This is a genomic window from Comamonas sp. GB3 AK4-5 (assembly GCF_041320665.1).
Taxonomy (GTDB): domain Bacteria; phylum Pseudomonadota; class Gammaproteobacteria; order Burkholderiales; family Burkholderiaceae_C; genus Comamonas.
The window spans coordinates 3452312-3474309 of sequence record NZ_CP166730.1 but is presented as its reverse complement, the minus strand read 5'-3'; the positions used below and the strand labels follow the sequence as shown (position 1 = coordinate 3474309).

At 62.5% G+C, this 21998-nt stretch carries 19 protein-coding genes; 13 read left to right on the top strand and 6 right to left on the bottom strand.

Annotation, left to right across the window (positions count from 1 at the left end; translation table 11 throughout):
• The first annotated feature begins 72 nt into the window (after window positions 1-72).
• Complete coding sequence (nikR, locus tag ACA027_RS15730; protein WP_370679143.1) at window positions 73-522, top strand: nickel-responsive transcriptional regulator NikR; 450 nt, start codon at window positions 73-75, stop codon at window positions 520-522.
• Window positions 523-613: 91 nt separating this feature from the next.
• Window positions 614-1108 (top strand): RidA family protein, encoded by a 495-nt coding sequence (locus tag ACA027_RS15725; RefSeq protein ID WP_370679142.1) that lies wholly within the window; start codon window positions 614-616, stop codon window positions 1106-1108.
• A 962-nt stretch (window positions 1109-2070) separates the two neighbouring features.
• Here the strand turns inward: ACA027_RS15725 and cobA are convergent.
• Both cobA and ybiB read right to left on the bottom strand, forming a co-directional pair.
• Complete coding sequence (gene cobA / locus ACA027_RS15720) at window positions 2071-2883, bottom strand: uroporphyrinogen-III C-methyltransferase (protein WP_370679141.1); 813 nt, start codon at window positions 2881-2883, stop codon at window positions 2071-2073.
• On the bottom strand, window positions 2880-3833 hold the full coding sequence (gene ybiB / locus ACA027_RS15715) for a DNA-binding protein YbiB (RefSeq protein ID WP_370679140.1): 954 nt from the start codon (window positions 3831-3833) through the stop codon (window positions 2880-2882). The genes cobA and ybiB overlap by 4 nt, the downstream gene beginning before the upstream one ends.
• Before the next feature lie 426 nt (window positions 3834-4259).
• Here ybiB and ACA027_RS15710 point away from each other — a divergent pair, with 426 nt between their 5' ends.
• The 9 genes from ACA027_RS15710 (at window position 4260) to ACA027_RS15670 (ending at window position 16238) form a co-directional block, all read left to right on the top strand.
• Complete coding sequence (locus ACA027_RS15710) at window positions 4260-6014, top strand: methyl-accepting chemotaxis protein (RefSeq protein WP_370679139.1); 1755 nt, start codon at window positions 4260-4262, stop codon at window positions 6012-6014.
• 99 nt (window positions 6015-6113) lie between these two features.
• Window positions 6114-6749, top strand: coding sequence for a DUF937 domain-containing protein (locus ACA027_RS15705; RefSeq protein ID WP_370679138.1), 636 nt, complete (start codon window positions 6114-6116; stop codon window positions 6747-6749).
• Window positions 6750-6956: 207 nt separating this feature from the next.
• Window positions 6957-7400 carry a CBS domain-containing protein gene (locus ACA027_RS15700; protein ID WP_370679137.1) on the top strand — a complete coding sequence of 148 codons (444 nt, stop codon included), beginning with the start codon at window positions 6957-6959 and terminating at the stop codon, window positions 7398-7400.
• Between the two features lie 96 nt (window positions 7401-7496).
• Window positions 7497-8537, top strand: a complete 1041-nt coding sequence (gene tsaD / locus ACA027_RS15695; RefSeq protein ID WP_370679136.1) for a tRNA (adenosine(37)-N6)-threonylcarbamoyltransferase complex transferase subunit TsaD — start codon at window positions 7497-7499, stop codon at window positions 8535-8537.
• Window positions 8538-8726: 189 nt separating this feature from the next.
• Entirely contained in the window at window positions 8727-10211 is a 1485-nt protein-coding gene (locus ACA027_RS15690; protein ID WP_370679135.1) for an efflux transporter outer membrane subunit, read from the top strand.
• Window positions 10212-10294: 83 nt separating this feature from the next.
• Complete coding sequence (locus ACA027_RS15685; RefSeq protein ID WP_370679134.1) at window positions 10295-11659, top strand: efflux RND transporter periplasmic adaptor subunit; 1365 nt, start codon at window positions 10295-10297, stop codon at window positions 11657-11659.
• The gene (locus ACA027_RS15680) at window positions 11656-12456 is read left to right on the top strand and encodes an ABC transporter ATP-binding protein (RefSeq protein WP_370679133.1); all 801 of its coding nucleotides are present in this window, start codon (window positions 11656-11658) and stop codon (window positions 12454-12456) included. Before ACA027_RS15685 ends, ACA027_RS15680 begins: the two co-directional genes overlap by 4 nt.
• On the top strand, window positions 12456-13661 hold the full coding sequence (locus ACA027_RS15675) for an ABC transporter permease (RefSeq protein ID WP_370679132.1): 1206 nt from the start codon (window positions 12456-12458) through the stop codon (window positions 13659-13661). Before ACA027_RS15680 ends, ACA027_RS15675 begins: the two co-directional genes overlap by 1 nt.
• Window positions 13662-14213: 552 nt before the next feature.
• Window positions 14214-16238 carry an ATP-binding protein gene (locus ACA027_RS15670; protein WP_370679131.1) on the top strand — a complete coding sequence of 675 codons (2025 nt, stop codon included), beginning with the start codon at window positions 14214-14216 and terminating at the stop codon, window positions 16236-16238.
• Between the two features lie 27 nt (window positions 16239-16265).
• On the opposite strand, the gene ACA027_RS15665 is transcribed toward ACA027_RS15670, so the two are convergent.
• The 3 genes from ACA027_RS15665 to ACA027_RS15655 form a co-directional block, all read right to left on the bottom strand.
• Entirely contained in the window at window positions 16266-16382 is a 117-nt protein-coding gene (locus ACA027_RS15665; RefSeq protein WP_370682600.1) for a helix-turn-helix domain-containing protein, read from the bottom strand.
• A gap of 79 nt (window positions 16383-16461) precedes the next feature.
• On the bottom strand, window positions 16462-16887 hold the full coding sequence (locus ACA027_RS15660; protein ID WP_370679130.1) for a recombinase family protein: 426 nt from the start codon (window positions 16885-16887) through the stop codon (window positions 16462-16464).
• A gap of 404 nt (window positions 16888-17291) precedes the next feature.
• Window positions 17292-17675 (bottom strand): Hsp20/alpha crystallin family protein, encoded by a 384-nt coding sequence (locus ACA027_RS15655; RefSeq protein WP_370679129.1) that lies wholly within the window; start codon window positions 17673-17675, stop codon window positions 17292-17294.
• Window positions 17676-17772: 97 nt separating this feature from the next.
• Here ACA027_RS15655 and ACA027_RS15650 point away from each other — a divergent pair, with 97 nt between their 5' ends.
• Window positions 17773-19107, top strand: a complete 1335-nt coding sequence (locus tag ACA027_RS15650) for a branched-chain amino acid ABC transporter substrate-binding protein (RefSeq protein ID WP_370679128.1) — start codon at window positions 17773-17775, stop codon at window positions 19105-19107.
• A gap of 227 nt (window positions 19108-19334) precedes the next feature.
• Here ACA027_RS15650 and mltB read toward each other — a convergent pair whose 3' ends face one another.
• Window positions 19335-20483, bottom strand: coding sequence for a lytic murein transglycosylase B (mltB, locus tag ACA027_RS15645; RefSeq protein ID WP_370679127.1), 1149 nt, complete (start codon window positions 20481-20483; stop codon window positions 19335-19337).
• A 352-nt stretch (window positions 20484-20835) separates the two neighbouring features.
• Here mltB and ACA027_RS15640 point away from each other — a divergent pair, with 352 nt between their 5' ends.
• Window positions 20836-21789: a histone deacetylase family protein gene (locus tag ACA027_RS15640; protein ID WP_370679126.1), complete on the top strand. Its 954-nt coding sequence runs from the start codon at window positions 20836-20838 to the stop codon at window positions 21787-21789.
• Window positions 21790-21998 lie beyond the last annotated feature (209 nt).

The following is a 21998-nucleotide window of genomic DNA, read 5'->3' as shown; positions in this document are numbered from 1 at the left end:
CGTTTGCGTATCTGTCATGTCCGGTGCGGGGTGAGAGCGCATCCGGGCACTGTATTTGCTGGTTTTTTGGGCATGCAACGATTCACCATTTCCCTGGACGATGAACTGGCCACCGAGTTCGAGCGCTATATGCAGCGCGCGGGCTATGCCAACCGCTCCGAAGCCATACGCGACCTGCTCGATGCGCGACTGAGCCAGCAGCGTGAGCTGTGCCAGGCCCAAGGCCTGTGCATGGCCGTGCTGTCCTATGTGCGTGGACCGCAGGCGCATGAGTTGAGTGAGCGTCTGGAGCGTTTGGAGCAGCTCCAGCAGCTGCGCTCGCCCCTGGGGATTTTCACCACCCAGGTCCATGTCGATGCACAGCAATGCCTGGTCACCCTGCAGCTGCGCGGCCCGGTGAGCGAGGTGAGGGCGCTGGCCAATGCCATCATGGCCGAACGCGGTGTGCGCCATGGCCAGCTGCATGTGGTGATGGGCCGGCCCAGCCCGGTGCAGACGGTGGACCACGCCTATCTTTACTGAAATCGGGCAGATTGCAGGCCTTGGGCTCCTATCATCTCCACCAGCAAGGCCTGCATGGCCTGTACCGATCTTGTGGATGAAGGAGTTTTTGATGACGCGTGACCAGCGACTGGCGCAAGCCGCCCAGGCCTTGAACTGCCCCATGGATGTGGACATTGCCCCCGGTGGCAGCTACCGCCCCGTAGTGCGCGACGAGCGCATGCTGCATGTCAGCGGCCAACTGCCGCGCTTGAACGGGGTGATGGCCTCGCTGGGCCCCATGTCTGCACAGCCTGCGGCTGGGGCCGCCACGCTGGCCCAGGCGCAGAAGGCGGCGCGGGTGTCTGCCCTGCGCGCCCTGATGCTGCTGCAGCGCACGCTGGGCAGCCTGGACAGCGTGCAGCGCATGTGCCGCATGACGGTGTATGTGCATTGCACACCCGACTTCACCCAGCACAGCGAAGTGGCCGACGGGGCTTCCGAATTGCTGGTGGAGGTGCTGGGCGATATCGGCCTGCCGGCGCGCTCGGCCATTGGCGTGGCCCAGCTGCCCAAGAATGCCACCGTGGAGGTGGAGATCACGGCCTCGGCCCATTTCGCGTTGTGAGGGTCGCTTGAGCGTGAAGGCATGGCGGCCTTCTCGTCCATATAAGAGCGCTTGGTGTCGATGCAGCCTGGGTTTGGATGGGATACGACCTGATTAGATTCTTATCTCAGGCACTGCTGTGAAGTGATATTCCGAAGCCGGGACTCGCCCCGGCGGGCGACCTACCTTCTTGCTCGCACAAGAAGGTAGGCGAAGTTCACGCCTGCGTGGGGCGGAACTTATATGGCGTAGCCATGTAAGTGGAGACCAATGCGCCCCTGCTATCCCCGACCCCTGCGCTATCGCACCGGGGCAACCTGCGTCACCCAACACGCAGGGCCTGCCGCGAAACTCGCTGCGCGCTTTCAGCGCTCTGCTCGAACAGCCGCGGCAAGTCAGTCTACAAAGCATGGCTGTCCTGCGGTAGCCATGCGGCCCTGTGTGCTGTGCGCCGCAGGCGTGTATAGAAGGGGAACAACCGCAGCGCCAGCAGTGTGACGAAGCGGCTGGTGTCGAGAGATGAAAAATAAGGTTTGCCAATAGCGCAGCCTTCGCAGGGCCGGTATTCGGCACCCGCCTTCCCCCTTCTGCCCATGGCTCGGCGCGCAGATCCCGGGGCGGGCAGCTGTGCCGCAGGACACAGCTGCTTCGTGGTCAAGCTTGCCGCAGCATGTGTGAGCAGAGCGGCATAGCCGCGCCGCGAGTTCTGCGGCACCGCCCTGGGATCGAGCACCGAGCTTGCCCGCAGCGCAGCGCAGGGACATGGGCAGCAGGGGCGGTTTCTTTTGCTTCTGTTTTCTTGAGCGCTCAAGAAAATGAAGTCGCCTGCCGGGGCGAGTCCCGGCCTCAGAACGTCATGTCTGCGCAGCAGTGCAATTCGTCGTGAAGCTTCATCTGAGGCATGTAGCTAATCAGGGGATACGAGGCGGTAATCAAGCACCTGCATGCAGTGCCCGCTCTCGCAAGCGTAGCGCTAGGCAGACTTAGCCTGCCAGCGCCTGGGCCGCCGCTGCGGCCTCGGGTTGCAGCGCCCACTGCGCCACACCGCGCACCACATCACCCACCACCAGCACGCTGGGGCTGCCCAGCTGCTGCGCATGCAAGGTGGCGGGCAGCTCGCCCAGCGTGGTGATGGCATGGCGCTGCTGTGCCAGGCTGGCGTGCTGGATGATGGCTGCCGGTGTGTGGGCTGGCAGGCCGCCGGCCTGCAGCCCTGCGGTGATGTGCTCGGCAGAGCTGACGCCCATATAGATCACCAGCGTCAGCTTGGCGGCCCGGGCCGTGGCGGCCAGGGCCTGCCAGTCGGTGCCGGCGTCGCCGGGCTTGGCATGGCCGGTGATGAAGACGACGCCATGCGCATGGTCGCGGTGGGTCAGCGGCGCCCCCAGACTGGACAGGCCGGCCAGGCCTGCGGTGATGCCGTTGACGACGTCGACCTCCACGCCTGCGGTGCGCAAATGCTCCACCTCTTCGCCACCACGGCCAAAGATGAAGGGGTCGCCGCCTTTGAGGCGCACCACCTGCTCACCCTCCTGTACGGCCTGCAGCATCAGCTTTTCGATAAAGGCCTGGGGCGTGCTTTGGCAGCCGCCGCGCTTGCCCACATAGACCACGCGGGCCGTGGCTGGGGCATGGGCCACGATCTCGGGCGAGACCAGGTCATCCACCAGCAGCAGCGTGGCGCCCTGTATGGCCTTGAGGGCCTTGAGCGTCAGCAGCTCGGGGTCGCCAGGGCCGGCACCCACCAGGGTGCAGCGGCCGGGCAAAGAAGAGGACAAGGCAGTGGGGGCGGTCATGTTTGTTCTCCCGCAAAAGCGGTCTGCAGCTGCACAGACAGCTGGGCATGCAGCTGCTTCAGATACAGCAGCTGCTGGGTAATGGGGCTGGGCACGGGCTGCAGGCCAGCCAGGATGTCTTGGGTGTAGCGGGCCGTGGCTTCTATGTTGTGGCCATCGGGCAGGGCGGGCAGATCGGCCAGCGTGCCGCGTTGGCTTTCCTGCAGGGCTTGCAACTGGCCGCGCAGCACGGCCGTCATGGCCGGGTGGCGGCGCGGGTCGGCCACGGACTCGCCCTCGGTGCCGCGCAGCAGCAAGGCTGTGGCGCCCACCAGGGCCTGGGTGGCGGCCATGGAGGTGGCGTATTCGGGGTGGGTATAGCTGCCCACGACCAGGGCGGGCTGGGCGCTGCGGCCCAGCGGGTTCAGCAGCTTGACCAGACTGTGTGCCGGGTTGCGCAGGCCTATGGCTGCACGGGCATTCAACAAGCGCTGCAGGCCGGGGTGCAGGGCTTCGGCGCTGCAATGGCACAGCTGACCGGGGGCAATGCTGGCCAAGGTGGCGGTGGGCGCATGGCCCAGGGCCTGCAGCACCTGGGCACTGGTGGTCCGGCTGGCTTCGGTGGTGCCGCCATGCAGCAGCACCGGCAGGCCTTCGCGTGCCAGCAGCAGGGCCAGCAGCGGGGTGAGCACCGGCAGCTTGCGCGCACCGTTGTAGCTGGGCAGCACCACCCAGGGTTGGGGCTGCGGAGGCAGCAAGGGAAGGCGCTGGTGGATGGCGTCCAGAAAGCCCGCCATTTCTTCGGGCGTCTCGCCCTTGATGCGCATGGCCACGCAAAAAGCGCCGGTGGCCAGATCATCCACCTGGCCGTCCAGCAACTGGCCCATCAGATCGGCAGCCTGCGCACGTGACAGGGCACGCGCGCCGTCCTTGCCGCGGCCGATTTCCTTGAGGTAATGCTGGATGGACATGACTTATATTTTATTTTGCCGAATCGTTATGTGCTTAATATTTTTTGTTCATATGCAAATGTTGCACTGCGGCGGAGAGGCTTTGTTATTCCTCTTTGGAATGATTTGTTTCCTTCTGATGGATTCTATATGGCATGAAAAAGACGGTAAAAAGGCCGTATTTGTTAAGAATTTACATTTTGTAAAGGAAAGGCCACTTTCCTTGAGCTATTCCAACACGCGGTTTGGAATGTCCGTGCATGCTGCGAACCAGCACAAACATAGGCCGTGGCGCAGAGACCTGCGCAGACCTCGGCAAGGCAGCCTGTCTGCAGCGCAGCTGCACAGGCGAAGCATGGTCAACCATGCAATGCGCAGCGACTGCGCACCAATACATACACACAAGGGGGCTGCCTTCCCCCTTTTTTCTTTTTCAGGAGTGAACGCATGCAGCAACGCAGCAGCGAACGCAACACGATGGGCGTGAAAAAACAGCTGACGCTGGGGTTTGGCCTGCTGGCCGCCTTGGTGCTGTTGGTGGCTTTGGTGGCGGTACGTGCATTGAGCACGACCAATGAAAGCTTTACCCACTACAACGAAAACGTGGCCGCGCAAAGCCAACTGGCCACCCGCCTGGCCGACGCGGTGAACGCCCGCGCCATGGCTGCGCGCAATCTGGTGCTGGTGCGCACCCTGGCCGATGTGGAGCTGGAAAAAGCCGCCGTGACCAAGGCGCATGCCAGCACCCAGGCCCTGTTGCAGCAGTTGCAGCAGGCCGTGGCCCAGCAAGGCAGCAGCGAGCACCGTGCCATGGTGGAGCGCATTGCCCAGATCGAAAGCCGCTACGGCCCCGTGGCGCTGGAGATCGTCGAAAAGGCCTCGCTCGGTGAGCAGGATGCGGCCATCGAGAAGATGAACGCCGAATGCCGCCCTCTGCTGGCAGCCTTGCTGGGTGCCATCCAGGGCTATGTGGATGCCAATGCCGAAGAGGGCAACCAGGCTGTGGCGGCTGCAGAACAGCGCTACAGCAGCGCCCGTCTGCAACTGCTGGCAGCGAGCATCTTTGCGGTGCTGGCTGCCATGGCGCTGGGGGGCTGGATCATCCGCAACCTGTTTGCCGCCTTGGGTGGTGAACCCCAGGAAGCCGTATGCCTGGCACGTGCCGTGGCCCAGGGCGATCTGAGCACCGCCGTACAACTGCGCCAGGGTGACGGCGAAAGCCTGATGGCCACGCTGCACACCATGCAGCAGGAGCTGGCGACGGTGGTGTCCAATGTGCGCCAGAACGCGCGTGGCGTGGCCTCGGCCAGCGAAGGCATAGACAGCGGCAATACCGACTTGAATGCTCGCACCGAGCAGCAGGCCGCCGCGCTGGAAGAAACCGCCGCCTCCATGGCGCAGCTGGGCGCCACCGTGCGCCAGAACGCGGACAACGCCCAGTCTGCCAACCAGCTGGCCGTGGCTGCCAGCAGCGTGGCCGTGCAAGGCGGCGAGGTGGTGATGCAGGTGGTGAACACCATGAAGGGCATCAACACCAGCTCGCAGCGCATTGCCGACATCATTGGCGTGATCGACTCCATCGCCTTCCAGACCAATATCCTGGCGCTGAACGCCGCCGTGGAAGCCGCCCGCGCCGGCGAGCAAGGCCGAGGTTTTGCCGTGGTGGCTGGCGAGGTGCGCATCCTGGCCCAGCGCTCTGCCTCTGCGGCCAAGGAAATCAAGGCCCTGATCGATGCCAGCGTAGAGCAGACCGAGCAGGGCTCCAAGCTGGTGGACCAGGCCGGCTCCACCATGCAGGACGTGGTGAGTTCCATCCGCCGTGTGACGGACATCATGGGCGAGATCAGTGCCGCCAGCCATGAGCAAAGCCAGGGTGTGGCCCAGGTGGGCGAGGCCATCACCCAGATGGAGCAGGGCACGCAGCAAAACGCCGGCCTGGTGGAGCAATCCGCCCAGGGTGCACGCCAGCTGCGTGACCGGGCCGGAGAGCTGGTGCATGCCGTGGGCGTGTTCCGTCTGCCGCCCCATATGCTGGGTGATCGAGAAGCCAGCCCCGTTCGCCCTGTGCATGCGCCCCGCATGCCTTCCGGAATGCTGGGTGCTGCGCGGCCAGTTGCGCTGCGTACGGCCCCGGCCCTGCCTGCGGCCAGGGCCAAGGTCGCAGCCCCTGCTACAGCCGACGCCGAGTGGGAAAGTTTTTAAACATTGTGAATGGGCCCCCTCCCTGCATGGGCGCCCGACCGAGAGGCCGGGCGCCCATGTACCATGCAATCCGACTTTTTTCCGATATAGGAGTTCACCGTGAACACCACTTCTTCCTGGGCTGATGAACTGATGACGCAACTGCAGGGCGCGCCCATGCAGCAGATGGCCCAGCAACTGGGCATGGATTCCGTGCAGGTGCAGTCGGCGGTTGCCACGGCGCTGCCCATGATGCTGGGTGCTCTGGGCCACAACGCCCAGCAGCCCGAGGGCGCGGCCCAGCTGATGGATTCGCTGCAGCAGGGCCAGGGCGCTGCCATGCCGCAAGGCCTGGGTGGCCTGGGCGATTTGCTGGGTGCCGTGCTGGGCGGTGGTGCCGCAGGTGGCGCCTCCCAGGGCGGCGCTGCCGACATCCTGGGGCAGATTTTTGGCGGCAGCCAGCAAAAGGCCGAAGCCGGTCTGGGTCAGGCCACGGGTCTGGGCAACCAGGCCGGCAGCCTGCTGCAGATGCTGGCCCCTATCGTGATGGCTTTTTTGGCCCAGCGCGTGCAAGCCGGTGGCCTGGATGTGGGCGGCCTGGGTCAGGCCTTGGGCCAGGAAAAGGCCCGTGCACAAAGCCAGGGCGGTCTGGGTGGCGGCTTGCTGGGCAGCCTGTTGGACCAGGATGGCGACGGTCAGGTCGGCCTGAGCGATCTGATCAAAATCGGTGGCAGCCTGTTCGGCAATCGCCGGTAAAACAACACGCCCTGAGGCGCTACGCGTAGCGCTGTGGGGCGTGAAGCGACAAAGGCAGCTGCGGCTGCCTTTTTTGTTGGGATGGGGTGGGGCTACGGGCATCGCCTGATTGCTGGACGGTTTTGCCCCTCGCACACTGGCACGGTGTGCTTGCCGGCTTGCCAGCCGATGGAGTGCTGGCGCTGTGACAGCCCAAGGAGAACCCGTATGAAGACAGTGGCGGACATTCTGCGTGCCAAAAACAACAGCCCCATGCACAGCGTGGCGCCGAACGACACCATGCTTGCCGCGCTCCAGCGCATGTCCGAGTACGGCATTGGTGCGCTGCTGGTCATGGAGGGTGAGCGCATCGCCGGCATCGTCACCGAGCGCGACTACGCCCGCAAAGTGGTGCTCCAGGGCCGCAGTTCCAGCAGCACGGCGGTGCGCGAGGTGATGACGGCTCAGGTGCACTGCGTGCTGCCGCGCCAGACCACGGTGGAATGCATGGCGCTGATGACGGAAAAGCGCATACGCCACCTGCCGGTGGTGAATGCCCAGCGCCAGGTGCTGGGCATGGTTTCCATTGGCGACCTGGTCAAGGAAATCATTTCCGAGCAGGAGTTCACCATCCAGCAGCTGGAGCATTACATCACCGGCACCCGCCCGTGATGTCAGCGCAGGAAGCTACGGCTTCGATAGCAAAAAACAGGCTGGCCAATGCCCGCCTGCCAGCAATACATGGCCGCAGGTTCTACACTGGCGGCCATGAGTTCGCTGATTCTCGGTATCGAATCCTCCTGTGATGAAACCGGCGTGGCCCTGGTGCGCCTGCAAGGTGGCGCAGCCGTGCCCCAGTTGCTGTCCCATGCCCTGCACAGCCAGATCGACATGCACCGCGCCTATGGCGGGGTGGTGCCGGAGCTGGCCAGCCGCGACCATATCCGCCGCGTGCTGCCATTGACCGAGCATGTGCTGCAAGAAAGCGGTTGCACGCTGAAAGATGTGGACGTGGTGGCCTTCACCCGGGGCCCCGGTCTGGCCGGTGCGCTGCTGGTGGGCGCCGGTGTGGCCTGCGCCCTGGGCGCGGCCCTGGACAAGCCCGTGCTGGGCGTGCACCACCTGGAAGGGCATTTGCTCTCGCCCTTTTTGAGTGCAGACCCACCGGAATTCCCCTTTGTGGCCCTGCTGGTCTCGGGCGGCCACACCCAGCTGATGCGGGTGGATGGCGTGGGCCAGTATGAAATCCTGGGCGAGACCATTGACGACGCTGCAGGCGAAGCCTTTGACAAATCCGCCAAGCTGATGGGTCTGCCTTACCCGGGCGGCCCGGTGCTGTCCAAGCTGGCCGAAGGCGGCAATCCCGAGGCCTTCAAGTTGCCGCGCCCGCTGCTGCATTCGGGCGATCTGGATTTCTCCTTTGCCGGCCTGAAGACGGCGGTGCTGACCCAGGCCAAAAAACTGGGCGACGAGCTGGAAGCGCGCAAGTGCGACCTGGCCGCCAGCACCCAGGCCGCCATCGTGGATGTGCTGGTGCGCAAAACCATGACCGCACTCAAGGAGACCGGCATGCAGCGCGTGGTAGTGGCCGGCGGCGTGGGGGCCAACAAGCTGCTGCGTGAACAGCTGAACATGGCCTGCGCCAAGCGCCAGATTCGCGTGCACTACCCCGAGCTGCACCTGTGCACCGACAACGGCGCCATGATTGCCATGGCCGCCGCCATGCGCCTGCAGGCCGGGCGCGAGCAGGCGCACAAAAACTATGCTTTTGATGTGAAGCCGCGCTGGCCGCTGGATACCTTGCAGTAAGAATCGCTGCATCCCATGCCCAAAGCAGCCTCGGTGGCTGCTTTTGTTTTGGGAGCTGTCTATGCAGGTGCCGCCTGCATGAGCGCCGGTTTTCATGCATGGGTCGCAAGGCTTTACTCTGGCTTCACACAGAGTTTGCCGTAGCCCTACAGGGTTTGGACACAATCGGATACTGTTACAGGACAGCCGATGCCCGAATCCACCTTTTCCCCATCCACCTCCCGCCCCGCTGGCACGCACCGTGTGGTGCCTGCTGCCGCCTGGGCGGTGGCCGCTGCAGTCAGCCTGGTCATGGCGGGCTGCAGCCATACGACCTCTTTGCAGCCACCGCAGGCTGTGCTGACCGTTCCGCCGCAGTGGCAAGCGGCACCGCCATCCCAGACCATGGTGGCGCAGTCGCCGCAAGAGCTTTCACATTGGTGGCAGCGCTTTGGTGATGTCCAGCTCACCGCCTTGATTGAGCAGGCTTTGCAGGCCAATCCCAGCTTGCACAGTGCCGAGGCCGCCGTGCGCCAGGCCCGTGCCACGCGCGATGTGCAGGGCGCAGGCCTGCTGCCCAAGGCTGGGGCCAGTGCCGGAAGCGGCCGCAGCCGCCAGGGCAATAACGATGCCCGCAACAGCTATTCGGCCGGACTGGATGCCAGCTGGGAGCCTGATTGGTGGGGCGGCCAGCGCAATCGCGTGGCCGCAGGCGAGGCCCATGTGCAGGCCGCCCAGGCCACGCTGGAAGGCGTGCAGGTGTCGCTGGCGGCCGAGGTGGCGCAAACCTATGTGCAGCTGCGCGGCCAGCAGGACAGGCTGCGCATTGCCGAGCAAAACCTGGCCCTGCAGCAGCAAACTCAGCGCATTGCCGAGTGGCGGGTGCAGGCCGGTCTGGCCACCTCGCTGGAGGCCGAGCAGGCGCGCCAGTCCACCTACCAGACAGCGGCGCAGCTGCCGGCCCTGCAGTCCAGCCTGGCCCAGTCGCGCCACGCGCTGGCGATTCTGACGGGCCAGCCCCCGGCCGCGCTGCAGGCGCAGCTGCAAGCACTGCAGCCCGTGCCCCAGGCACCGGACGACCTGGCCCTGGCCTTGCCGGCCGATACGCTGCGCCAGCGTCCCGATGTGCGCGCTGCCCAGCACAAGGTGGAGGCCGCGCTGGCCAATCTGTCGGCCCAGGAAGTGGCCAACTACCCCAGCCTGCGCCTGAGCGGCTCGCTGGGCCTGAGTGCCTTGACCCTGGGCGCCTTGACCAATGGGGCCTCGGTGGCGGCCAGCATGGCCGCAGGCCTGTCGGCGACCTTGTTTGATGGTGGAGCCAACCGTGCCCAGATCCGGGCCCAAAGCGCTGCCGTGGAGCAGGCCCATGCCAGCTACCAGGCCGCGGTGCTCACGGCATTGCAGGAGGTGGAAGATGCGCTGGTGCAATTGCAGGGCGATAAGGCGCGGCTGGTGCAGTTGCGCCAGGCCGAGGCGGCGGCGCGCAATGCCTCGCTGCTGGCCAACCAGCGCTACCAAAGCGGGCTTATCGATTTTCAGACCGTGCTGGACACCCAGCGCACGCTGCTCAGCTCGCAGGACAGCGTCTCCACCGTGGCGGCCAGCATAGGCACAGACCATATCCGCCTCTACAAGGCCTTGGGTGGGGGCTGGACCCCCACCACCGTAGCCGACAGCGCTTTCGCGCAGCAGTAAGCCAAGCAGCCATGGGGTGGCCACCAGCCCGCCCGCAGCCAGAACACAGACCCCCGCAGACCCGATTTTCAGGACCGATAGTGATGAAGAAGACCCCCCCAACTTCCAGCAGCCAGGAAGTGCAAGACCTGCTGGGCGATGGCCTGGCGCGCAAGTGGTGGCAAAGCCCCACCCTCTGGATAGGCGCCGTGGCCGTGGTGGCAGCCACGGGTGGCCTGCTGTGGTGGCAGGCCGACCAGAAGGCCAAGGCCAAGCCCGTGTATGTGACCGAAGCCTTGAAGCAGGGCGATCTGACGCTCACCGTGCTGGCCAATGGCACGCTGCAGCCCACGCGCACGGTCAGCGTGGGTTCGGAGTTGTCCGGCACGGTGCGCAAGGTGTGGGTGGATGTCAACGACACCGTCAAAAAAGGCCAGGTGCTGGTGGAGCTGGACACCGACAAGCTCAACGCCCAGGTGGGGCGCTCGCGCGCTACGCTGGCTTCGTCCCAGGCCAGGCAGCACCAGGTCGAGGCCACGCTGAAAGAGGCCAAGGCCAATCTGGCACGCCTGGAAGAGGTGCGTCGCCTCTCGGGCGGGCAGGTGCCTTCGGCCACCGAGCTGGATGGCAGCCGTGCCACCCTGGCCCGGGCCGAGGCCGATCTGCTGGCCGCCAAGGCCTCGGTGGACGATGCCCGCCATGCCCTGTCCACCGATGAAACCAATCTCTCCAAGGCGGCCGTCAAGGCCTCCATCGACGGTGTGGTGCTGACCCGCTCGGTCGAGCCCGGCCAGGCCGTGGCCGCTTCGCTGCAGGCCGTGACCCTGTTCACCGTGGCCGAAGACTTGAAAAAGCTGCGCCTGGAAGTGGCGGTGGACGAGGCCGATGTGGGCCAGGTGAAAGAAGGCCAGCGCGCCAGCTTCACCGTCAGCGCCTATCCCTCGCGCCGTTACCCGGCCACCGTCACGCGCGTGGACTATGGCTCCACCAAGACCGACAACGTGGTCACCTATGTGGCGCGGCTGGAGGTGGAGAACGACGACCTCAGCCTGCGCCCGGGCATGACGGCCTCGGCCACCATACGCGCCACCGAGCGCAAAAACGTGCTGCTGGTGCCCAATGCGGCGCTGCGCTTTACGCCCACCGGCATGCAGCCGCCCGGTCAGGCCGCACCGGCCGCTGGCGCGCCACAGGCAGGCGGCAAGCCCCAGTCCGCAGGCGGCTCTAGTGGCATCGTTGGCCAGCTGATGCCGCGCCCACCGCGCGGCAACCGCCAGGGCGCGGGCCGGGGCGAGCAGGCCCAGGGCCCGGGTCAGACCCGCTATGTCTGGGTGCTGGAAAACGGCCAGCCCGAGGCCGTACAGGTCAAGACCGGCCAAAGCGATGGCCGCATGACCGAGGTGGAAAGCGACAAGCTGCAAGAAGGCGTGGCCCTGATCACCGACCAGCGCAGCGGGGCCGCGAAATGAAGCCCGCAGCACAACCGCCCGCAGGCGATGGCGGCATGCCGCTGATTCGCCTGCAGGGCGTGACCAAGACCTATGGCGAAGGCGGCCTGGCCTTCCAGGCCCTCAAGGGCGTGGACCTGGACATCGCCCAGGGTGACTTTGTGGCCATCATGGGGCCCAGCGGCTCGGGCAAGTCCACGGCCATGAACACCCTGGGCTGTCTGGATCGGCCCAGCAGCGGCGCCTATCTGTTCAAGGGCGTGCATGTGGAAAACCTGTCGCGCGATGAGCGCGCCCGGCTGCGCCGCCGCTACTTTGGCTTTGTGTTCCAGGGCTTTCACCTGCTGCCACGCACCACGGCCCAGGAGAATGTGGAGCTGCCGCTGCTGTACCGGGGCGAGCCCGCGGTAGAGCGCCATGCTGCCGCCGCTCGCGCCCTGGAGGCCGTGGGGCTCAAGGGCTGGGAGCACCACACACCGGCCGAGCTGTCGGGCGGCCAGCAGCAACGCGTGGCCATTGCCCGCGCCATCGTCACCGACCCCACGGTGCTGCTGGCCGATGAGCCCACGGGCAATCTGGACACCCAGCGCAGCGAGGAAATCATGGAGCTGTTGTGGAAGCTCAACCACGACAAGGGCATCACCGTGCTGATGGTCACGCACGAGCCCGAAATGGCGGCCTATAGCCGGCGCATCGTGCGCTTCAAGGACGGGCGCATGGACAGCGATTTGCCCAACCCACCCCTGGCCTTGCGCCGCGCCACGGTGGCCGCCGACCCAGACCCGGCCGTGGTGCTGGCCGAGCAAGGAGGCGCGTGATGCTGTGGAACACCATCTGGCTGGCGCTGCGCTCCATACGCCGCAATCTGCTGCGCTCGTTTTTGACCGTGCTGGGCATTGTCATCGGCGTCAGCGCCGTCATCACCATGGTTACGCTGGGCAACGGCGCCACCATGGCCGTGCAAAACCAGATCGCTGGTTTGGGCACCAATTTGCTGCAGATACGCTCGGGCCAGCGCATGGGCGCGGGCTCCTCGGTGGCGCCCTCGTTCAAGGACACCGACGCCACCGCCATTGCCCAGCAAATTGGCGGCATCCAGGCCGTGGCGCCCGAGGCACGCTCCAGCGCCACCGTGGTAGCCGGCGGGCGCAACTGGTCCACCAGCGTCATCGGCAGCACCAACGACTGGCTCATCACCGGCAACTGGAAGCTGGCCCAGGGCCGGGAGTTCAGCGCTGACGAGCTGCGCGCCGGCGCGGCCGTGTGCATCATCGGCGCCACGCTGCACCGTGAGCTGTATGGCAACAGCGCCGATGTGCTGGGCCAGCCGCTGCGCATCAAGGGCTTTTCCTGCGAGGTGGTGGGCCTGCTGGAATCCAAGGGCCAGGGCGCCTTCGGCAACGACCAGGACGACACCGTGCTGATCCCGCTCAACACCTTGCAGCGCCGCGTCACCGGCAGCAAACGCTTGAACACCATTCTGGTGTCCATGGAAGACGGCAGCGATGCCGAGCGCGTCAAGACCAGCCTCAACCAGCTGCTGCGCGAGCTGCGCAAGCTGGCTCCCAGCGACGAGGACAACTTCAATGTGCTGGACACCAAGCAGCTGGCCGACACCATGGCCGGCACCACCAAGGTGCTGACCACGTTGCTGGGTGCGGTGGCCGCCGTCAGCCTGCTGGTGGGCGGCATAGGCATCATGAACATCATGCTGGTCAGCGTCACCGAGCGCACCCGCGAAATCGGCCTGCGCCTGGCCATTGGCGCGCTGGAGCGCGAGGTGCTGCTGCAGTTTCTGATTGAGGCCGTGGTGCTGGCCGCACTGGGCGGTCTGGTGGGCATTCTGATTGCCACCGCTGCCTCGTTTGGCCTGGCCCAGCTCATGGGCGTGCCCTATGTCTTCAACGCCGGGGTGAACCTGCTGTCCTTTGTGTTCTCGGCCGCCATCGGCGTGCTCTTCGGCTACTTCCCCGCCCGCCGCGCCGCACGCCTGGACCCTATCGAGGCGTTGCGGCACGAGTAAGTCCCCGCATGTACCCTGCCTGTCTGCGCGGCAGGTCTGCGGTGCTTATCTCAGCACAACGCCACCCTGGGGGGTGGCGTTGTTGTTTGGTGGAGTGATGGCCTGGGTACTGTAATTAGGCCATCTTGCGTGGGGGTGATGGAGTGGGCGATGGGATGTGGCACACACTTTTGTGCTCAATAGCAGCTTCTGCGATTCGACCGAATAATAGGCGAAAACAATGTCTTTGTGTCACACAGACGTGGAACTTGTGCATAGGAAAAAAACTCCTCTGCACCTCATTGTTTCCAGACTAACAAGGCGACTGGCATGTAGCACGACACACGTGACAGTAGATAGTACGACGAGCTGGCTACGTCGACGAGAGCTAACGACCGCCTACAACGGACTGCACTACGGCGAATGAAGGCCTGGAAGGCAGGTTCACATTTACTGACTCAGCCTGCGCTATGCGGGGGCAGCGCGAACACACCCACGCTAAGATTGCAGCAACAAGAATACGCAGGTGGTCGAGCAAGGACTTGAATATGCAAGCACAAAAAGGGAGAAAAAATGAGTAACATCAATATTCGACGCGCAATAGAAAATATCCGTTCAAAAACCTCTGTATATACACCGATTGTCGAAGCAGTTGTTAACTCAATTCAGTCTATCCATTCAATAAAAAAAGATGATGGATTAATAAAAATTAATTTACAGCGCAACGGGCAAAAAGACCTTGATGGAATTTCATCGGGAGATAAAAGCATAGAAATCATCTCAGTATCAGATAATGGTATAGGGTTTGATGATGCCAACAGAGAGTCGTTCGACACCTTATACAGTGATCATAAAATCAACGAGGGCGGAAAAGGTTTTGGCCGGCTTACCTATCTCAAATATTTCGATAAAGTTACTATCTCAAGCACCTACCAAGACCAAGATCAAAGGTGTTGGACACGAACCTTCCAAATGGGCGAAGGAAAGCATTTCATCGTAAAAGAAAGCAAAATTGCCAGCACATCCAATCAAACAGGGACATCCATAACCCTTACAGGCCTTCGCAATAAGACCCCGTTAACAGCATCCGCCAAGTCAATTGCAAGAAGTCTGGTAGAACTGCTTTTACCATATTTTATAGCGGAAGATTACAAGTGCCCCGATATTTTATTAGTTGATAACAACGAATCCGAGCCCATCACGCTGAATCATTATCTTTCAAGCGCTGACGCAGTCATTCATGAGTTAAAACTCTCATCGGATAATTTTTCGATAAACGACGTCAATGAAGAACAAGCCTTTAAGGTAAGACTCTTTAAGATATTTTCGCCAGGAACCAAGGTCAGCAAAATTAGTTTGGTTGCCCATAAGCGAGAGGTAGAAGCCTCCGCCATGCATAAATATATACCCGAATTTGAAGACGAGTTTGTCGAACCAAACTCAAATCCAGATCTTCCAGGCAGAAACTACATTGTCAAGGCCTATGTCTTCAGCAGCTATCTAGATGACAATGTATCAGTAGAGCGAGGCGGTTTTACTTTTAAAAAAGAATCGGATGGAAACTCTGATCTCTGCGGCGAGATAACGCAATCCGCCATTGAGAGTGAGGCAGCAGAATTTGCAAAAACGTTCTTTGATTCGGAAGTCAGCACAAGATTAGAAAAGAAAATTGCAACGATTAATCAATATATTGCAGAGCAAGCTCCTTGGCACAAACAAACCATCAAAGAAGTGGATTTTTCTGCATTTCCAATGCACCCCACGCCAGAAGAGATAGAAGCGATACTTCACGAACAAAAATTCAAAACAGAAGTAAAGCTGCGTGAGCGTGTTAAGAAAATATTAGACAAAGGCGCGGACGAACCAAGCGAGGATGTTAGCAGGCAGTTGGCAGATGCCATTAGTGAATCAAGTAAGAGCGAGCTAGTCCATTACGTTGCACTAAGAAAATATTTATTAGACCTACTGGAAAAACGCCTCGAATATCGCGATGACGGGAAGTATCAAACAGAAGCTGTAGTGCACGACATTATCTTCCCCCGACGCAATGACTCCGATTCTGTTCCGTATGAAGGGCATAACCTTTGGATGCTGGACGAACGACTTAGCTTTACGAATTACGTAACCTCGGACATTCCACTGGATGGAGGCAATACAGATCGTTCCGACGTTATTGTTTACGGTCACCGTGTCGCAATGCGTGGCGAAAACAATCCATCAAATCCTGTCACTATTTTCGAATTTAAACGCCCTGGAAGAGACGACTTTACGAACCCTTCATCGAACGAAGATCCAATAGCACAGATAATTAGATATACTCTAAAAATAAGGAGAGGCGAATTCAAAACACCAACTGGGCGAGAGATTCAAATCTCCGACAACACTCCATTTTACGGATATGTTGTTTGTGATCTAAATCAAAAAGTCAGGAGCTGGTTAGAGGACGAGAAAAGTTTTACACCTATGCCGGATCGCCAAGGGTGGTTCGATTATCACAAAGGTGCAAACATATATATTGAAGTGATATCCTGGACAAAACTTTTGAATGATGCAGTTATGCGAAACAAGATATTTTTCCAGAAACTTGGAATAAACTAAAAGCGATGCAATCGCCGCCTTCAAATCTCAATTCAAGGTCGGCTGATCTGAAGCATGAATTCGCTCACGCAACCGGCTCAGGGTGCTACGGCTGCACCCTGTAGCCTTTTGAATTTCGCTCCACGTCATGCCCTTGGACAGCATGGACACAATGGCCGCATTGCGCTCTGTGTCCTCTCTGCGGCCCTTGTAGGCCCCTCCGGTCTTGGCCTTGGCAATCCCCTCAGCCTGACGGCGGCGGCGGTCTGTGTAGTCCTTGCGGGCTATCGCCGCCAGCATATCCAGCAGCAGCGGCCAGGATGCGGGCCGTGGTTTCGTCCGTGGTGGCGATGCTCTGCCAGGACGTGGGCAAGTCCAGTGCAACGATGCGCACGCCACGCACGCCGATCTCACGCTTCAGAGCGTCCCAGTCGGCATCGTTCAGGCGTGACAGACGATCTACTTGCTCGATCAGCAGCGCATCGCCAGGACGGCAGTCTCCCAGCAGCCGGAACAACTCAGGGCGCTTCAGGCTGGCCCCTGACTCATTCTCTACATACCACGCAGCCACAGCCAACCCGCGCTCAGCGGTGAAGGACTCCAGGGCTGCACGAGCGCGGGTGGCATCTTGTTCTTGTGTTGAAGCTCGGAGATAGGCGCGGACAAACATGCTCAGTTCGATTTAGGTCATCAAGGCCTGCATCCGGAACCAAGAAACAACGGTTCGTTTAAGGCATAACGTATGAGCACCTGCGAGAGGCCCGTAAGTGCTGACAACTGTCCCGGCTAGCAACCAACGCTTTCGCATGTTGTGCCAATGCGTCTACCCCCAAAAAAAAGAAGAAGCCCGCCAGCGTGTGACCACGCGGCGGGCTTCGTGTCGTCTGGCACTGCCGTGCTAACCAAGAGGAGGAAGAAAGGGTGGCAGGCCAGTCAACCTGGGGGCCAGTGGCTTTGCGGGCGGTCTACTGTGTTGCGAATCCTCGCAGTAGCTCGGCTATTGCTACGGTATCGCGCCTTGTATCCCATCCCGCAAAGCCACTGGCGTGCTGCGAGGAGATCGCAAACACACGCTTACTGAATATTCAGGCTCACGGACTGGTCCACGGGCTTGCGCTGGGTCAGCACCAGGGTCAGCACACCGTTTTCCAGTTTGGCGCTGCTGGCAGCGGCATCGATGGCATGGGGCAGCTCCCAGCTGCGGCGCACCTGGCGGGGGGCGCCTTCGATGCTGTTGAGGTGGACTTGCGCGTCTTCGATGCGCAGCTGCAGCTGCTCACGGGCCAGGCCGGGCACGTCCACGCTCAAGGTGGTGGCGTCTTCGGTGGTGGTGGCGCTGTAGCCGGTGCTGCCTGCTGCGGCTTGCTGCGAGGCTTGCAGGAAACGCTGCAGGGCCAGGTCGGCCTGGTGGGGGGCTGCGAAAGCGGAACGGCGAATCACGGGCGATGCGAAGAACATGGTTTTAGGGCTCCTATACACTGCGCGGCGCTTCGATGGTGTGGCCGCATGACAAGCAATTGCAGGCTGCCGCGAGGTTTTCAAGGGATATTTTGGTATGAATAAATTTGCTGTGGCGGTGTTGAAAACCCGTCAAACGTCGCCATTGCGTGTGCAAAAGACGGCATCGCCGTTGCGCCAGCTGTTGCTGGCGGCGTTGGCAGCCTGGGGGCTGGCGGCTGCCGCAGCGACTCCGGGCGAGCCCATCAAGCTGGCGCTGGTGGAGAGCCTGTCCGGGCCTTTTGCCAATACGGGCGAAGGGGTGTTTCGCAACATCGTGATGGCCACCGAGGAGGTCAATGCCCGCGGTGGTGTGCGGCTGCCTGCAGCTGCCGGTGGCGCCCGCCCGCTGGTGATACAGCGCTATGACAGCAAGGGCCAGAACGAAGAGGCGCTGTCGGCCCTGCGTGCGGCCATTGACGGCGGTGCCCGCATCATCATGCAGGGCAATTCCTCGGCCACGGCCTCGGCGCTGCTGGATGCCATCAACAAGCACAACCAGCGCGAGCCGAACAAGCGCGTGCTGTTTCTGAACTATTCCGCAGTGGACCCGGCCTTCACCAACGAGCGCTGCAGCTTCTGGCATTTCCGCTTTGATGCCCATGCCGATATGCGCATGGCTGCGCTGATGCAGATGGTGAAGGCCGACAAGGCGCTTCAACGGGTCTACCTGATAGGCCAGGACTACAGCTTTGGCCAGGCCGTGCTGGGCGAGGCCCGGCGCCAACTGGCTGCGCAGCGCCCGGATGTGGCGGTGGTCGGCGATGAGCTGCACCCCATGGGTCGGGTCAAGGACTTTGCCCCCTATGCCGCAAAAATCAAGCAAAGCGGGGCCCAGGCGGTGGTCACCGGCAACTGGGGCAACGACCTGACGCTCCTGGTCAAGGCCGTGCGCGAAGCAGGCTTTGACGGCATGTTCTACACCTTCTACGGCAATGCCATGGGCGCGCCCGCCGCTTTAGGTGATGCCGGCGTGGGCAAGGTGGTGGCCGTGGCCGATTGGCTGCCCAACTCTCACGGCGTGGCCAGCGAGCAGTTCTACCAGCGTTTCCGTCAGCGCTTTCCCAAGCCTGAAGATGACTACGCCCATTTGCGCCAGCAAATGATGGTGCAGGTCCTGGCCCAGGCCATGGAAAAAGCCGGCAGCACCGAAGCCGCCGCCGTGGCCCGCGCCATGGAAAACATGCAGGTGGAACTGGCAGGCCGCAAGGCCCATATGCGGGCCGCCGACCACCAGTTTCAGCAGCCGCTGGAAGTGGGCGTGATGGAGCGCCAGGGCAGCGCCGGCGTGAAGTTTGATGTGGAGGGCTCGGGCTACGGCTTTCGTGTGGTGCGCGAGATATCGGCCAAGCAGGCCGAGATGCCAACCACTTGCCAGATGAAAAGGTTTTGAAATGCACCCCCTGAGGCGCTGTGCGCCTTCACCCCTCTCTCTCGCTGCGCGAGGGAGGGGGACGGCACCAACGCGGCGGGGCGGCCCTTGCGCGGTGCCCTGGGGTGGGCTGCGCCAGTTTCATGCGCAGCGCCATGGGCTATGGAGCTGAAGAGCTCGGCCTTTGCACTGCATGAAAAAACAAAACGGGGCTTGATGCCCCGTTTTTGATAGCGCGTAACGCTGGTTTATTGGGCGTTGCGTGGCGATGTGGTCTGGGTCGTTGGGGCAGGCTCTGCTGACTCTGTGGCCTGTGCATCGCGCAGGGCGGCGGCCACTTCCTGGCCCAGTTCGTAGACGGCCATGGCGTAGTAGCTGGATTGGTTGTAGCGGGTGATGGCGTAGAAGTTCTGCGTGCCGATCACATAGCTGGGGGCATCGGCGCCATTGAGCAGTTCCACCAAGGCCAGCGGGCCCTGGTGTTGCATGCCGCCATCCAGGGGCACGGCGCCCAGCTGCAGCAGTTGCTCTGCGGTGAACGTGGGCTTGATGTCCGGGCCCAGCAGCGTGGCCATGTCGGCGCCCTCGGGCTTGAAGGTCACGCCGTATTGCACCGGCATATCAGGCACCCAGCCGTGGCCTCGAAAGTAGTTGGCCACCGAGCCTATGGCGTCGGTGGTGCTGTGGTTGAGGTCGACCTTGCCGTCGCCGTCAAAGTCCACGCCAAAGCGGGCCAGGCTGCTGGGCATGAATTGGCCCAGGCCCATGGCGCCGGCATAGCTGCCCAGCGTTTGTGTCGGGTCTTGCTTGCTGCTCCAGGCCGTGGTCAGAAACTGGGCCAGCTCGCCCTGGAAATAGGCCGCCCGCTCGGCCACGCGCGGGTGGCTGGGTGGGTAGTCAAACGCCAGCGTGGCCAGCGCATCGAGTACGCGAAAGCTCCCCATATTGCGGCCGTAGACGGTTTCCACGCCGATGATGCCGACGATGATTTCCGGTGGCACGCCATAGGTTTGCTGGGCGCGCTCCAGCGCTGCGGCGTTCTCCTGCCAAAAGCGCAGGCCGGCGCGTATGCGCACTGGGTCAATGAAGCGGCTGCGGTAGTTGGCCCAGCTGCGGGCCGTGGCCTTTTTGGGGGCGGTGCTGGGCGTCATCAAGCGGCGCACCTGCTCCAGCTGCTTGGCCTGGGTCAGCTGCTGGCGCAGCCAGCCCGCGTCCAGCCCTTGCTGCTGGGCCAATGCGTCGGCCCAGCGCAGGGCATCGGCGCGCTGGCCGTAGTGGGGGCTGGCCGGAGCCTGGCTGCGGTTTTTGTTGGGTTGAGAGGGTTTGGGGCTTTGCGCGCAAGCGGGGAGCGTGCTGGCAGCTATGCAAACGAGAGCAACAGAGAGCAGACGGTTCATGAAATCTCAAAGAAGGCGACGCGGTGGCCGGGCAGGAAGAGGGCTCCCGCTGCCACGCACGCAGACTGGGCATGCTGGGCGCTGGCCGGATAGGGTGGGCGGATTGCCTGCACGCCAACCCGGTCTGCAGCGCGGATTTTCTCATTGTGCGATGGCTGTACGCCAGATGTACAAAACCGTGGGTATTGTCGGGGTTGGCAGTGGGCAACAGGCCCGCAATACAGTCATGTACTCGCTGTAAGCGGTCTGCGACCCGCATGGTAAGCTGGTCTGAAAAGCGCCTGGAGCAGCGCAAAAGCCGCGCTGCATCCAAGGGACAAGATCGAAAAAAACAAAAACGGGGACAAGAGAAATGGGCAGAACGGGCTATTTTTCCCACAGGGATTGCTGGAAACATGAAATGGGCCCGGGGCATCCGGAATGCCCGGAGCGGCTCGATGCCATCGAAGACCGCTTGCTGATCACCGGGGTCTTCGATGGGCTGGAGCGCATCGAGGCGCCGCTGGCTTCGCTGGCCGATGTGGAGCTGGCCCATGACCGCATGCACATCGCGGCATTGCGCGGTCTGACGGACCGGCTCAAGGAAGAGGTGCAGGCCGGAGGCCCCAGCCATTCGCCGCTCGATACCGACACCTCCATCAATGTGCACACGCTGGATGCGGCCTTGCGCTCGGCTGGCGCCGCCGTGGCGGCCACGGATGCCGTGGTCGATGGCCGTCTGGAAAACGCTTTTTGCGCCATACGCCCGCCAGGCCACCACGCCGAGCGTGGCAAGGCCATGGGGTTTTGCTTTTTCAACAACGTGGCCATTGCCGCCTTGCATGCACTGCAGCGCCACAACCTCAAGCGTGTGGCCATCGTCGACTTTGACGTGCACCACGGCAACGGCACGGAAAACATTCTGGCCGGTGACGAGCGCGTGCTGATGGTCAGCTTCTTTCAGCACCCCTTCTACCCCTTCAGCGGCGACAAGGACCCGGCGCCCAATATGCTCAATCTGCCGGTGCCGGCCTATACCAAGGGCATGGATATCCGCGAGCTGGTCGAGATGATGTGGATTCCACGGCTGGAGGCTTTCAAGCCCGAGATGATCTTCATCAGCGCCGGCTTTGACGCCCACCGCGAAGACGATATGGGCCAGATGGCGCTGAACGAGCAGGACTTCGCCTGGATCACCGACCGCATCAAGGATGTGGCCCGCCGTTTTTCCAAGGGGCGCATCGTCTCCTGCCTGGAAGGCGGCTATGTGATGAGCGCGCTGGCACGCAGCGTGGAAGCGCATGTGCGGGTGCTGGCGGATATTTAGCTCCCCCCTGAGCCGCTTTGCGGCTTCCCCCCAGGGGGACGGCAGCCTTTGCTGCGGGGCGGCCCTTGCTGGCTGCCACTGACAGAAACGCTGCGGGTCTCTGCGGAGCCCCTGGTTTTACTCCCTCGCCCCCTCGGGGGAGAGGGCCGGGGTGAGGGGCTGCCTGCAAGCCCGAGAATCGAAAGTGGCGCATGGCAGCCATGGATAAC